The following is a 15115-nucleotide window of genomic DNA, read 5'->3' as shown; positions in this document are numbered from 1 at the left end:
GTGTTGCTGTGAGGATGACAGTTCATTAACCATTCTGCGCCTTATTTCTTAAATAATGATCCATTATAACTAATGCTGCCATCGCATCAACAATGGGCACTGCCCGCGGTAGCACACAAGGATCATGCCGGCCTGCAGCTGCCAAAGTGACAGGCTCATGCATAACACTTAACGTTTCTTGTTCTTTGCTGATAGTCGATACCGGTTTAAAGGCCACGCGGAAATAAATATCCTCACCGCTGGAAATTCCGCCCAAAATGCCTCCCGCATGATTGGTTTTCATTTTGAGCTCACCCCGGTCAATTACGAAAGGATCGTTATGTGCGCTGCCACGCATCGATGTTCCTGCAAAACCAGAGCCTATTTCAAAACCTTTTACCGCGTTAATACTCAACATGGCCTTACCTAAATCTGCGGATAATTTATCAAATACCGGCTCACCTAGCCCTACTGGGACATTGCGTATCACGCCTTTAATCACGCCACCAATGGAGTCATTATCTTGTTTAACTGTCTCCACCAACGCGATCATTTTTTTCGCCATTTCTTGATCTGGGCAACGAATAATATTCGCTTCAATCGCTTCTCGTTGCACTTTCTGGTAATCAATATCGGCGCGAATATCACCTACTTGCTCCACAAAACTGAAAATATCAATATTCAGGTATTGCTTTAAATATTTTAATGCAATCACTCCAGCTGCGACCCGCGCCAAAGTTTCTCTCGCGCTGGCACGGCCACTGCCGCGAAAATCTCGTAAGCCGTATTTCATTAAATAGGTAAAATCTGCGTGTGACGGACGATAAATGTCTTTTAATTCCGCATAATCTTGAGGACGCATATCGGCGTTATAGGCTATCAGCAATATCGGCGTGCCTGTGGTTTTGCCTTCAAATACACCAGAGAGGATATGGATAATATCTTCCTCTTTGCGGGGGGTGGTAATGGCGCTTTGTCCAGGTTTACGTCTATCCAATTCTTGCTGAATTTCCGACTCGGTGATTGCCAGCCCCGGCGGGCAGCCGTCAACAATCACGCCGACTGCGCCGCCATGTGATTCACCACAGGTGGTAATTCTAAATAAATTTCCGAAGGTGTTTCCTGACATAATTTTTTACTCTGATAAGTCTAAACTGTCATCCTGAGCGTAGCACCCAGTTAACTACTGTAACCCCCTCTCTCCTTGTGGGAGAGGGTTGGGGAAAGGGGGAGATTAAGCCATTTCATTAAAAAAATTATATAAAATTTATTCGTTTTTAAGCGAAACGACCTTAGCTACCCCTCTTCCTAACCCTTTCCCACAAGGGGAGAGGGGATACAGTAGTTTACCGGATACTAATGGAGGAGCGGAGGATGACAGCATATTCAGGATGACAACCACAACCACTTACTCTTGATTTCATCCAACACTCGATTAGCTTCTATCTGGTTTATCCAAGCATTCACCTCAGCCAATAACTGTTGATCCTCTGGCCGCAACATATACGCCTTACGCTCCTGCTCAGTTTCGTGCGGAAAATGTAGCACACATAATTCTGGATGCAGCTTCTGCTGATAACCTGCTTCAATTGCATCAGTAATCATCACATCAGCTTGATGATTTAATAACTGGGAAAATATAGTTGTATTATCAGCAAAAATCCTGATATCAGCTTTTGGTAGTTGTTGGCGCGCAAAACGCTCATTCGTGCCGCCTGGATTTTCAATTACTTTTACATGGGGCTGATCGATATCACTTAGTGATTGATACTTTGATTGATTCTCACAATTAAAAACCGCCACTTTTTCATCCACCAGTACCGGCTTAGAGAAAATAAATTGTTGTGCACGTTCTTTAGTTATTGCAATCCCACCCATAGCAATATCAAATTGATGCGCTTGTAAATCCTCTCCTAAACTAGGCCAGGTTGTCTTAACAAAGATAATTTTTTTGTGCAGAAATTTCCCAAGATTATGCGCCATATCAATATCAAACCCTTGATATTCCCCTGTATTTTCATCAAAAGCAGTCAATGGGGGATAATCTCCGGTAATTCCTATTTTTATATTATTTGCGTAATTCATGCCCACACCATTTGCACCAACGGAAAATATACCCATGAAAATCAATAACAATGCCCGAATCATTGCATCACTTCAATCAATGCCCTTACTACAATGTCATCCTCGACAGGATGGGCGAAGGCTTTTTTATTTTCATAGACCTGGCCGATATCGCGTAGTAAAACATAATTCACCGCACCATTTCTGACTTTTTTATCTAACTTTGTGGCATTGATAATATGATTAATCGTATATTTTTTTAAGCCAGATGTCACAATACCTAAACCAGTAAACAAATTATAAATCAATAAATATTTGTCAAAATCCAAAAGACCCAACAATTGCGCTATTTTTGCTTCAACCAATATTCCCAAAGCCACCGCATAACCATGTAAAATTTTATATTGACTTAAAGTTTCTACTGCATGACCGATCGTATGCCCGAAATTTAAAATCATGCGCAAATTATTTTCTTTTTCATCTTTGGCTACCACATCGGCTTTAACTTTCACTGCACGATAAATCAGATTTTTTAAAACTGTTTCATCTCCTGCCAATATCTTATCAAGTTTCGCTTGCGCATAAACCAGACTTTCAGCATCACTGGTCAAAAACATTTTTAATGCCTCTATTAAGCCGTTAATCAGATGTTTTTTCGGCAAAGTCTTTAAACAGTTAATATCCGCAACAACTGCCTGCGGCTGCCAAAAGGCACCAATCAAATTTTTACCCTGTGGAGTATCTATGCCAGTTTTTCCCCCAACGCTGCTATCGACCATTGCTAACAATGTGGTAGGAATTTGTACGTAAGGAATTCCGCGCATATAAGTACTTGCGGCAAACCCGGTGAGATCGCCTACTACCCCGCCCCCCAGCGCCAAACATAAACTATCTCTTCCGAAACGATGGCGTAACATGCGTGTTTCTAAATGTTGCTTGGTCTGATAATTTTTATGCTGCTCGCCTGCAGGAAATGCCAATAAAGTCACTTTATACCCCAATCCAATAAGTTTCTCGGCAAAACGCTCAGCATATAATTTTTTCACGGTATTATCAGTGACCAAAACTAGATTGCCGAAATTTCTGTTTTCCGGCAAAAAAGCCTCCGGCTGTTCAAGCAAGCCTGAATTAATCAGAATAGGATAGCTATGCGTGGCAGCTGCAGGAATGTTTATCAATAATTTTTTCATCAAGCGCTCAACCTATCCGCTAAATCCTGCAACATTTTCTCTGTTTGTTCCCAACCTAAACAAGGATCAGTAATAGATAAGCCATTAATATCAATATGGGTCGGGTCTTGCCCGTCGACTTTCTGATTCCCAGCTTTTAAAAAACTCTCGATCATAAAACCCTTCACGAGTTTTCTTAATTCAGGATGTTGAGAAAGACTATCTAAAACTTCGTTGATGACTGCTGGCTGCAGACTATAATCTTTTTTACCGTTGCGTAAGCAGTTATCGTGACTTGCGTCAATAATCACGGCGGGATTTTTGATCTGATGTGCATCCATGTGACGCTTGACTTCTGTGAGATGTGGAATGGAATAATTCGGCTGATTATCACTGCCGCGTAATACCAAATGGGCATAACAATTGCCATTCGTTTGTACTTCATAACCATCAAACACAGCAACATGTGGATGCTGTGCAGCGACCACACTATTAACACCGACCGCCAAAGAACCATGCGTAGGATTTTTCAAGCCAACTGCGCAATCAATGGCTGAAGCAAAAATTCTATGCTCTTGATCCTCAGCACTACGTGCACCGATAGCGACCCAGGACAATAATTCTAAAAATCCACGCGCATTATGCGTAAATAAAGCTTCATCAGCTATCGGCAAACCCATTTCGATAACTTTGACCATCATTTCACGGGTATAGCGTACACCCGCTTCAATATCGGGATAGGCAAATGGATCAGGTTGGTTAACTGGTCCGGTCCAACCTTTGGTGGTGCGTGGTTTTTGAATATAAACCCGCATAATTAATTTGAGCGCGTGTTTGACTTGTCGATTTAATTTTAGCAGTTTTGCTGCATATTCCAACACAGCTTCTTTCGGCCATGCGGAACAGGGACCCACAATAATCAGTAAGCGATCATCTTTACCCGCCAGGATATCTTTAATTTCTTCCCGATCACGTTGAATTTGTTTATACCCGGCATCTGACAAGGGAATGGATTGTAGCATCTCTTCTACTGGGGGTAATTTTTTGATGATGGTATAGTTCATTACTGATTTTCCTCTTTACAAATCACTGTCAGTTTTTCCAGAATTTCTTGGATAGCATCTTGCACATCTCCGCTATTATCAATAGTCAACACCGCTAAATCTTGATAAACCTGTTGACGCTGCGCCCATAAACTTTTAAATGACCCCAGCGGATCTTCTTCTTCAAAAAAACTGGGAATACCGCCTGCCATAATGCGCTGAAATACAATTTCCGGGGAAGCTGTTAGGTAAATTAAAATATGTGGCTTTAGCAGTAAGCGATTTTCTTCTCGGAGCGGCGCCCCACCGCCTAAGGCAATAACCGACGGTTGCACATGAATCACTTCTTGCAGTGCTTTAACTTCTAAATCGCGGAAAAAAGTTTCACCATGCCGTTTACTGATTTCTCGACAAGACAATGCTTCGTTCAGCTGTTCGGCGTATAATTTTTCAATTTCTTTATCCAGATCAATGAAGGGTCTTTTTAATCGGGTGGCAACCTCCTTACCTATTACTGTTTTGCCTGCATTTTTAAAACCTATAAAAATAATATGCTGATTACTGCGCGACATTTATTAACTCCATTTTAGCACCCAACGAACACATCAAGCTCACAAATGTCGGAAAGGTTTTATTAATCGCCTCACCCTGGGTAATGACCGTTTCTCCCTCTGCCTGCATGCCAGCTAAAGCCAAGGCCATCACTGTACGATGGTCGTCATAACCTTCAACTACCGCACCGCGCAATTGACTGTTTGATACGGTTAAACCATCCTTAAATTCTTCCACCTTAGCCCCTAATCTTCTTAAACCTTCAGTCATAGAATGGATTCGATCAGTCTCTTTGATACGTGCCTGAGGCACATTATAAATCCGCGTCTCACCGCTTGCGTGCACACCCAATACCGCCAAGGTAGGTAATAAATCAGGGATTTCGTTCGCATCAATGGCTATTCCCTGTAACGGCTTACCGCCATGCACAATAATATCATTGCGATTCACCCGAATATCGGCACCCATTTTCTGCAGAATATCAATTAACTGTTTGTCTCCCTGAGAGTCTGACATATCTAAACCCTGCAATGTGACGCTACCCTCAAACAAGCTTGCTGCCGCTAACAAATAAGAAGCCGATGAAAAATCACCCATAATGGTTTTTTGAAATGGTTGATAACGGTGCTTGCCACGGATTTTATAAATATCCATCTTGCCCAGGCGTTGATGTTCGAAATAAATACCCTGCTCTTGCAGCCAACTTAAGGTAAGTTCTACATATGGCCTTTCATGCAAATCATGGACGCGGATTTCGCTATCTTGTGGAGCACAGGGCAACGCAATTAATAATGCCGATAAATATTGCGAAGTGATACCTTCCACTTCAGCTATGCCACCCTGCAATTCACCCGACACTGCAATCGGGCACGAACCAGCTTGACCTTGATACGCACATGTCATGCCCAGTGCAGTTAAAGCTGTCGCTAAAGAACGAATGGGGCGGGAACGCATTTGTTCATTGCAATCTAGGATAATCGGCTGTTGTGGATGATAACGTAAGCCGAGTATTGGCATAATAAAACGTGTGGTAATGCCGGAATTACCCGTATTAATCAGTTGTGCAGTTGACGGCAGAGGTATACCTCTACTTTCCACAATTATTTTGCCTTCTGCTTGGGTGATGGTAGCACCTAAATCTTTACAGACTTGAATTGCATGCTGTGTGTCATCTGAAGCCAGCACATTCGTTAAGGTAGATTTACCACTGGCAAGCAAAGCAAATAGCAAGCCACGCACAGACTGCGATTTGGAGCTCGGGGCAGTGACCTGCCCTGTAAAGATTGAGGTTTTATGCACAATTAAATTCACCGTTACTTTTTTCCTAAGATAATGACAGCGGCTCTTCACTTAACATAAGTCAAACTTTCCGCATATTTAGGATTCCCACCATGTACCAAATCCATATAAGCCGTTTTGATCCGCGTCGTCACCGAACCTGGTTGCACCGCACCGATTGCTTTGTCATCAATAGAACGAATTGCCGTCACTTCTGCAGCCGTACCCGTAAAAAATGCCTCATCCGCTGCATAAGCTTCATCCAGGGTAATATTTTTCTGCACTACTTTTATACCCATATCTTGAGCGAGCTGCATAATGGTTTCTCGTGTGATACCAGCTAAGATCGTACCCAACTGCGGGGTGTACAACACGCCATCTTTAACAATGAAAAAATTCTCACCGCCACCTTCGGAAATAAAATCTTCGCTATCCAAAAATAATACCTCATGGTAATGCGTACCCTGTATGGCAAGTGACGCCAAAATACCATTTAAATAATGTCCGGTTAGTTTCGCATCTACTATCGTGGAGTCTGGATGAATACGAATAAATTCGCTGGTTTTAATATCGACTGCATCATGCGGCAAATAAGCGCCCCAAGGCCAACAAGCAATCGCAATATCGACAGGACTGCCCACGGGATTGACGCCCATTTTGCCATAGCCAAAAAAGATAATTGGTCGAATATATCCTTCTTCCAATTTATTAATCCGCACGACTTCAATGGCCGCAGCTTCAATATCTTTTTGGGAATAAGGTAAAGACATTTTTAACGCACCGGCTGAATATAATAAGCGCTTAATGTGCTCTTTCAATTTAAAAATCGCTGTACCTTTAGGGGTTTTATAGAAGCGTATGCCTTCAAATGCACCACCACCATAATGTAAGCTATGGGTCAGCACATGAACTTTCGCCTCATCCCAGGGAACCATTTTGCCATTGAACCAGATAGATTCAGTTGTTTGCATGCATTTCTCCTATACATTTTCATCAGTGACACAGCCTAATTGGGCTGATGCAACATTCTTAATATATTTATACAAAGTGCCCTGCGTCACTTTATAAGACGGCATCACCCACTTGGCACGCCGTGCATTTAATTCCGCCTCACTCACATCCACGGTTAAGGTATTATTTTCAGCGTCAATTTCAATACGATCGCCCTCTTGAATCAGGGCAATCACACCGCCTACCTGAGCTTCAGGACAGATATGGCCAACAATAAATCCGTGCGAACCACCGGAAAAACGACCATCTGTAATCAAGGCCACATCTTTGCCTAAACCTGCCCCCATAATCGCCGAAGTAGGCTTCAACATTTCTGGCATACCAGGACCGCCTTTAGGACCACAGTAACGGATGACCACCACATCGCCTTTATTAATCTTTTTTTCTTCAAGAGCATGAACCATATCATCTTCTGAGTCAAATACTCGGGCGGGGCCGCTGAAACGTAATCCTTCCTTACCGGTAATTTTAGCCACAGCGCCTTTTTCTGCAAGATTGCCATATAAAATTCTCAAATGTCCCGTTGATTTCAGCGGGTGATCTAACGAGTGAATAATTGGCTGTCCTTTAGATAACCCAGGTAGTGATGCTAAATTTTCAGCCAGGGTTTTACCCGTCACCGTTAAACAATCACCATGTAAGTATCCCGCTTCCAGCAGCATTTTCATCACCGCCGGAGTACCGCCATATTGGTGCAAATCTTCCATTTCAAAATGACCACTGGGTTTAAAATCCGCCAACAGCGGGGTACGTGCACTGATGGTCTGAAAATCATCCAACGTTAGCGACACATCGACGGTGCGCGCCATTGCAATCAAGTGTAAAACGGCATTGGTGGAACCGCCCAGAGCAATCACTAATACCACAGCATTTTCAAACGCTTTACGTGTCATGATATCTCGCGGTTTGATATCACGTTCTAGCAGTAAACGCATTGCGGCACCTGCTGTCAGACATTCCTGATGTTTTTCGGCGGAGATGGCCGGCATAGAGGAGCTGTAAGGTAGACTCATTCCTAAGGCTTCAATGGCGCAAGCCATGGTATTCGCGGTATACATTCCGCCACAGGCACCAGCACCTGGGCAAGCGTGTTGAATAATGGCTTTACGCTGATTATCATCGATTCTGCCACTTAAATATTCACCATAACATTGAAAGGCAGAAACAATATCCAGTGATTCTTTACCCAATTTACCTGCTTTAATAGTACCGCCATATATCATCAGACTCGGACGGTTTAAACGTCCCATAGCAATCAAACAACCCGGCATGTTTTTGTCACAGCCTGGCAAGGTAATCAATCCATCATACCACTGCGCACTCATTACCGTTTCAATTGAATCAGCAATGAGATCACGTGATTGCAGTGAAAAACGCATGCCTTCCGTACCCATGGAGATACCATCGCTCACACCAATGGTATTAAAACGCATACCCACCATATCCGCTGCCTGTACCCCTTGTTTGACAATATTGGCTAAATCCTGCAGGTGCATATTGCAGGGGTTGCCTTCATACCACATGCTGGCTATGCCAACTTGAGGTTTATTCAGATCAGTTTCCGTCAAACCAGTTGCGTATAACATCGCTTGCGATGCACCCTGCGAACGGGGTTGGGTAATATGCGCGCTATATTTATTGAGTTGCCTCATGATCTTTCCTCCGTATATTTAGATGCTGGCTATCACTTTGCAATACTCTGACCAAACACGCGCCAGTCACATTCTGAATTGCACTGAACAAGGCACCACAAAGTGCTGTGGCAACTCCAAAAAATTTAGTTGCCAAGACTACCGCCATGCCTGTATCCAAAATACCAAATTCAAAGGCCACTGAACGGCAATTTTTAGCATTAAAACCAAAGAGTTTTTTGGCAATGCTGTAACCAATAGTCAATCCCAAAAGATTGTCTGTTAGAACGGCAAATCCTGCCAGAAATGGTAAAGCCAGGATGTTTTGGTGATTCATTGCTACTATACACGCGATCAATAAGGTTATCGCTGTCATGGATACCAAAGGCAAAACCGGTTTGATCGCCTCGACTTTTTTACCCAATAATCTTCTTAAAACTAAGCCGTCAAATAACGGAAATAAGACAATCCAAAATATCGTGCTGGCAATCTGTGTTAATGGGATGGGTACATATTTATGCAAAAATACATAAATAATGATAGGTGTGACAATGGGAGACAATAAGGTTGTTAACAATGTGAGTACCACAGTCAACACAACATTTGATTTGGATAAATAAGACATGACAGCCGCAGCAGTGCCGCCAGGACAAGCGCTAATGATTATCAAACCCATAAAATCCGTTTGCGATAGACCAAATACTACGGCAATAAGATAAGCTAAAATCGGCATGATAAGATATTTAAGTATTGCTAATGCTGCGATTTGCCAGCGTAGACTAAACACCTTAACAAAATCACCTGTTTCCAGAGTTAAGCCTATTGAGAACATGACTATGCCTAAAAACATGGGGATATGGGGTTTTATCCAAAGAAATAATTCGGGAGAAAAGATAGCCAGTGCAGACACAACAATAATCACTAGCGGAAATGTTTTTTCGATTTTGGATATCATAGTGAATGTATTATTTTTAAAAGATTTAGAATTTTCATTCTCATTATTTAAGCTACCACAAAACCATTATACGCCTCTTCAAATGCCTCAATAGAAGCCTGAATAATATCCGGTGAAGTTCCTCGACCCAAAGAATAAAAATGATCTTTGGCCAACTTTAATTCCACATAAACCACTGCATCAACACCTTGGCTGCGGATATCTACTTTATAATCTGTTAGAGTAAAAACAATTCTTTCGGCACAGGCATGTGTCAAAGCGCTAATCACGGCATCTACTGGACCTACCCCTTGAGCAGTAGCTTTATGCTCTTTATCGTCAATTTTTATCGTTACCGAAGCTACAGATGCACGGTCTTTGCCTGTAGTCACTTCAAAATCTACCACCGCAAAGGTTTCTTGCGGTTTATTTTGTGGTGTTTCTAAAGCATCTTGTATGCAATCTTGAAAATCCGAAACGGTAACCGCCTTACCTTTTTGCAAAAATTTTCCAAGAATGGATTTAATTTTCAGTAAATATTCTTCTGAATAATCTGCCTCAAACAGCAAAGCGAGTTGTTCTTTGATTTGGGAAATACTCGGTTCGGATGCAAACAGCACTTGATTTTTATCCACAAAAATCATGCTCTTGCCTTTGAAGAAATTATTCTGATATAACGAAAGAAAAGCTTTTTCATCCGGGTAAATAGTTGGCGGTTTAATTGCGGCTTTTAACACCACATTCGCATCTTTAAGCCCATCACCAGTTAAAACGCAGACTACCTTGCCAGAAACAAGTTTTTGCTGGCGACCCGCTTTAAGCAATGCGGCAACGGTAGCTGCAGCAGCACTTTCAACAAACAAGCCTTCTTCAGTTGATAACAAATATTGTGCTTGTAAAATTTCCTGGTCACTAACAGCCACTGCACTGCCACCGGTTGAATAAATCGCATCTAAAGCTTTTATGCCATCTAAAGGATTGGGCACAGCGATAGCCGTAGCAATGGTATTAGCGCTTTCCAATGGTTGAATAGTCGTGACATGCTTTTCAAAACTATTGACCACCGCCGCCGCACCTTCAGCTTCTACGCCCATCAATTGTGGTATTTTATCGATTAAACCCAACTCTCGATATTCACTAAAGCCTTTTTTATAGGCGGTAATATTAGTGCCACAACCAATGGGAACGACCACCAGATCAGGTGGCTGAAAAAATAATTGGTCAATAATTTCAAAGGCGGCGGTTTTTTGTCCTTCAACACGATAAGCGTAATCCCCCGCCAAATAAAATCCCATTTTTTCGGCAAGAGATTCCGCTAGACGTGCTGCGTCATTATAATGACCTTTGATTTGCACAATACGTCCGCCAAAAGCAATCACCTGTGCCAACTTGGCTACCGCAACACCTTCTGGCACCAAAATAAAGCATGGAATTTTTGCTGCGGCTGCATAACAAGCGCAGGAAGCAGCCATATTACCTGTTGAAGCTAAAATAATACTACTTGCGCCAAATTCGCGCGCGACAGAAATATCCACCGCCGAGCCCCGATCTTTAAATGAACCGGTGGTATTTTTTCCCTCAACTTTGAAATATAAATCTAAACCTAATAATTTACCTATGGTTTTACTTTTTATAAGCGGCGTGGCCGTTTCACGCAAAGAAATAAATTCAGCACTTTGCTGAATCGGCATAAAAGGCAAATATTTCGACAATCCTGGTGGAGCGATTTTAAAGTAATCCAGATTGAGCTGCTTTTTAATCGCAGCAATGTCCATGACTACTTCCCAGGGAGAGTCTTCGCCGGTGAATACTAAACCGCGTGGAGTTACTGGTTTTTTAGTGGCAAAATCTAAAAGTTGATACATGATGTGATCCGTTTGTTACTTGCAGATATCCTTCTCCCCTTGTGGGAGAAGGAAATATAATATCTCCTTATTTATGAGGTAATAGTACTTTTCTTACTCTCCGACTCCGGTCGCAGCGCCCTAACCTTAGCGCCTACTTGCCAGAGCTCCTCATTGCGCATTTGCTCAAGTTCTTTATTTAATTTTTCTTTATAATTTGCCTGACCATTCGCTTCAATCACCCGCGCCGTTTCACTACCATCGGCCACACTTTTATAAAGTGCTTCAAAAACCGGTAATACCGCCTGCTGAAATTTTGGCAACCAATCTAATGCCCCACGCTGTGCAGTAGCAGAACAATTGGCATACATCCAATCCATGCCATTTTCACCGACCAGCGGCACCAAACTTTGTGTCAGCTCTTCTACGGTTTCATTAAACGCTTCAGTGGGAGAATGACCATTTTTGCGCAACACCTCATATTGTGCCTTGATGACTCCGGCCAAAGCGCCCATCAACACACCACGTTCTCCGAATAAATCACTGTAAACTTCTTTCTTAAAATCAGTTTGAAATAGGTATCCAGAACCTACACCAATGCCAAATGCCAATGCCTTTTGTTCAGCCTTGCCTGTAGCATCTTGGAAAACCGCATAACTGGAATTAATACCTTTGCCGTCTAAAAATAATCGGCGCACACTACGGCCAGAACCTTTAGGTGCTACTAATATGACATCCACGTCTTTAGGAGGTAATACTTGAGTTTGGTCATGGTAAGTCACAGCAAAACCATGAGAAAAATAAAGGGTTTTTCCTGGAGTCAAATATTTTTTCACCGTCGGCCATACTTGAATCTGCGCCGCATCAGACAAGAGATAACAAATAAAAGTCGCCTTTTCACAAGCCTCTTCAATACTAAATAAATCTTTATCTGGAATCCAGCCATCTTTAATAGCCTGTTGCCAAGAAGGGCTATTCTGCCTTTGACCAATGATTACTTTAAATCCACTATCTCTTAAATTGAGCGCTTGAGCAGGGCCTTGTACGCCATAGCCAATAATAGCAATCACTTCGTCTTTTAATACTTCTTTAGCTTTAGTTAATGGAAATTCTTCACGGGTGATTACTTTTTCAGAAACACTACCAAATTGCATGGTTGGCATAAATTAACTCCTATGGTTTTATTGGGAATAAACGCTGTACCCCTGGTACGTCGTCCCGGCATGGATACCGGAATCCAGTTGACAGGGAAGTTAAAGTTTCGCTTTCCATGCGACATGGATCCCGGCATCCATGCCGGAACGACGAGTGGGGTTGAATCAAGATGACAATGGTATCTGACTGACTATCTTAACCTCTTTCAATTCAAAAATTTTTTCCAGCTGTTTTATCACGCGATCTGCGGTTTTAGCATTACTGTGCACAATAATATTAAAATACGAAGTCCCCCGATTGCCGGTTTCAAAGACATTCATCTGTTCAATATTCAAGCGATAACGCGCAAATATACCCGCTAAACGTTGCAAAACCCGCAAAGTATTTTCAGTGACTACTGAAATTGCATAAATATATTGCATTTAAACATACCTCTTAAGATAATCGGACTTCTCCGACACCACAACCCGATGGCACCATAGGGAAAATGTTTTCTTCCATTTCCACAACCACTTCTAACAAATACGGCCCATCAAAATTTAACATCGTATCCAGTGCGGAACGAAATTCAGCACTGTCTTTCACTCTACAGCCAGAAATCGCATAACCCTCAGCAATTTTTATAAAATCAGGATTTTTCAACTGTACAAATGAATAGCGTTGTTCAAAAAATAATTCCTGCCATTGCCGCACCATACCCAAATGGCCATTATTCAGTATGATAATTTTCACTGGCAAGTTTTCTTGTGAGATAACACCCAGTTCTTGTATATTCATTTGAAAGCCGCCATCACCAATAATTGCAATCACGTGCCGGTTAGGATCGCCGAGTTTGGCGCCCACTGCCGCTGGCAAGGCAAAACCCATGGTGCCAAGCCCACCTGAAGTCACTAAAGAATTATGCTGCATAAACCGATAATAACGTGCGGCCACCATTTGATGCTGGCCTACATCTGTGACTAAAATGGCTTTACCTTCTGTTTTATTGGATAGTTCATGAATGACTTCTGCCATTTTGATGTTTTTACCATCAGGGTGAATTTCATGAACGATGACCTGGTCATATTCAGTTTGATAACATTCTTTAAATTGATTTACCCAAGCTTCATGTAAATCCTGGCTGCGTTGACCATCTAAATAAGGCATTAATTCTCTTAGCGCATATCCAGCATCCGCCAACAGTCCCACTTCAACTTGGACATTTTTATTGATCTCCGCGGGATCAATATCAATATGGATAATTTTGGCTTGTTTGGCATAATTAGCCAAATTACCCGTGACTCTATCATCAAAACGCATTCCCACTGCAATAATGACATCGGCTTCATTTGTTAATAAATTAGACCCATAATTGCCATGCATTCCTAGCATTCCCGCATACAATGGATGATCCATGGGAAATGACGACAATCCTAATAAAGTACAAGCAACCGGTATATTGGCTTTCACTGCAAAATCTAGTAGCTCTTGTTCAGCATGTGCTAATAAAACTCCCTGCCCCGCTAAAATATATGGGCGATGCGATTGATTAATTAACTCAGCTGCTTTAATTAATGATTGTTGTGAAAGTGGTTGATGATGAACCGGAGGATCGACAGGTATGTATTTTTGATAGGAAAAATTTAATGGACCAAATTGTGCATCTTTCGTGATATCTATCAGTACCGGACCGGGTCGGCCATGGCGGGCAATATAAAATGCCTTAGCCACTACTTTTGGAATTTCTTCTGCATCAGTAATTTGATAATTCCATTTGGTGACGGGCAATGACATACCAATAATATCTGCTTCCTGAAAAGCGTCAGTGCCCAAAAAGGAGCTGGCTACCTGCCCAGTGATACAAACAATCGGGGTAGAATCCAGCATAGCATCGGTGATACCAGTAATTAAATTAGTGGCTCCCGGCCCAGAAGTTACCAAACATACTCCCGTCTTACCTGTTACCCGTGCGTAACCTTGCGCTGCATGCGCTGCACCTTGTTCATGGCGCACTAGAATATGACGCAACTCCGAACGCACATCATACAAAGCATCATAAGTGGGCATGATAGCCCCGCCGGGATAACCAAATAGAAGGTCAACTCCTTCATGCAATAAGCATTGCAACAGAGCTTGTGCACCTGTCATTTGCATAAGATCCACCTTACTAAAAAAAATTCTGCTCAAAAAAAAACCCCGCATCTCTGGAAGAGGTGCGGGGTCTTTTACCCTGCTGTTCGTCTATCGTTTCAAGACACAGCCCCGCACCTCGCGACTAAGAATCACCACGATAATAAGGTTAAAAATGCGAATGGCTATGTTTTTATATGAAGACATTTTGTACTCTAATTTATTTGAAGTATATAATCTTGGTATCTTAAAGTTATAGGCTACCAATGTCAACCGCAAAAGCTGTCATCCTTCTCTTACGCTCAGGATGAAAACTTAGAAGTAAATACTTGCGAAAATCTCACAA

At 42.2% G+C, this 15115-nt stretch carries 13 protein-coding genes; all 13 read right to left on the bottom strand.

Annotation, left to right across the window (positions count from 1 at the left end):
• Nucleotides 1-25 precede the first annotated feature (25 nt).
• The gene (aroC, locus tag VHE99_04340) at nt 26-1108 is read right to left on the bottom strand and encodes a chorismate synthase (protein ID HVV68252.1); all 1083 of its coding nucleotides are present in this window, start codon (nt 1106-1108) and stop codon (nt 26-28) included.
• A gap of 257 nt (nt 1109-1365) precedes the next feature.
• A complete protein-coding gene (locus VHE99_04335; protein ID HVV68251.1) occupies nt 1366-2064 on the bottom strand; it encodes a transporter substrate-binding domain-containing protein in 699 nt (232 codons plus the stop codon).
• 59 nt (nt 2065-2123) lie between these two features.
• Nucleotides 2124-3233 carry a 3-dehydroquinate synthase gene (aroB, locus tag VHE99_04330; GenBank protein ID HVV68250.1) on the bottom strand — a complete coding sequence of 370 codons (1110 nt, stop codon included), beginning with the start codon at nt 3231-3233 and terminating at the stop codon, nt 2124-2126.
• Entirely contained in the window at nt 3233-4276 is a 1044-nt protein-coding gene (locus tag VHE99_04325; protein ID HVV68249.1) for a 3-deoxy-7-phosphoheptulonate synthase, read from the bottom strand. The genes aroB and VHE99_04325 overlap by 1 nt, the downstream gene beginning before the upstream one ends.
• On the bottom strand, nt 4276-4827 hold the full coding sequence (locus tag VHE99_04320) for a shikimate kinase (protein HVV68248.1): 552 nt from the start codon (nt 4825-4827) through the stop codon (nt 4276-4278). The genes VHE99_04325 and VHE99_04320 overlap by 1 nt, the downstream gene beginning before the upstream one ends.
• Nucleotides 4814-6106 carry a 3-phosphoshikimate 1-carboxyvinyltransferase gene (gene aroA / locus VHE99_04315; protein HVV68247.1) on the bottom strand — a complete coding sequence of 431 codons (1293 nt, stop codon included), beginning with the start codon at nt 6104-6106 and terminating at the stop codon, nt 4814-4816. The genes VHE99_04320 and aroA overlap by 14 nt, the downstream gene beginning before the upstream one ends.
• Nucleotides 6107-6153: 47 nt before the next feature.
• Nucleotides 6154-7056, bottom strand: coding sequence for a branched-chain amino acid transaminase (locus tag VHE99_04310; protein ID HVV68246.1), 903 nt, complete (start codon nt 7054-7056; stop codon nt 6154-6156).
• Between the two features lie 9 nt (nt 7057-7065).
• Nucleotides 7066-8748, bottom strand: a complete 1683-nt coding sequence (gene ilvD / locus VHE99_04305) for a dihydroxy-acid dehydratase (GenBank protein HVV68245.1) — start codon at nt 8746-8748, stop codon at nt 7066-7068.
• Nucleotides 8732-9682 (bottom strand): bile acid:sodium symporter family protein, encoded by a 951-nt coding sequence (locus tag VHE99_04300; GenBank protein ID HVV68244.1) that lies wholly within the window; start codon nt 9680-9682, stop codon nt 8732-8734. Before VHE99_04300 ends, ilvD begins: the two co-directional genes overlap by 17 nt.
• A 47-nt stretch (nt 9683-9729) precedes the next feature.
• Nucleotides 9730-11526 (bottom strand): threonine synthase, encoded by a 1797-nt coding sequence (thrC, locus tag VHE99_04295; GenBank protein HVV68243.1) that lies wholly within the window; start codon nt 11524-11526, stop codon nt 9730-9732.
• Nucleotides 11527-11597: 71 nt separating this feature from the next.
• Nucleotides 11598-12668 (bottom strand): ketol-acid reductoisomerase, encoded by a 1071-nt coding sequence (gene ilvC / locus VHE99_04290; protein HVV68242.1) that lies wholly within the window; start codon nt 12666-12668, stop codon nt 11598-11600.
• Between the two features lie 156 nt (nt 12669-12824).
• A complete protein-coding gene (locus VHE99_04285; protein HVV68241.1) occupies nt 12825-13082 on the bottom strand; it encodes an ACT domain-containing protein in 258 nt (85 codons plus the stop codon).
• Nucleotides 13083-13095: 13 nt separating this feature from the next.
• Nucleotides 13096-14793 (bottom strand): biosynthetic-type acetolactate synthase large subunit, encoded by a 1698-nt coding sequence (gene ilvB, locus VHE99_04280; protein ID HVV68240.1) that lies wholly within the window; start codon nt 14791-14793, stop codon nt 13096-13098.
• Nucleotides 14794-15115: the final 322 nt, after the last annotated feature.

Source organism: Gammaproteobacteria bacterium, assembly GCA_035546635.1.
GTDB lineage: Bacteria > Pseudomonadota > Gammaproteobacteria > JAURND01 > JAURND01 > DASZWJ01.
Note: the sequence above shows the minus strand (reverse complement) of the source record. Positions and strands in the feature narration are given on the sequence as shown.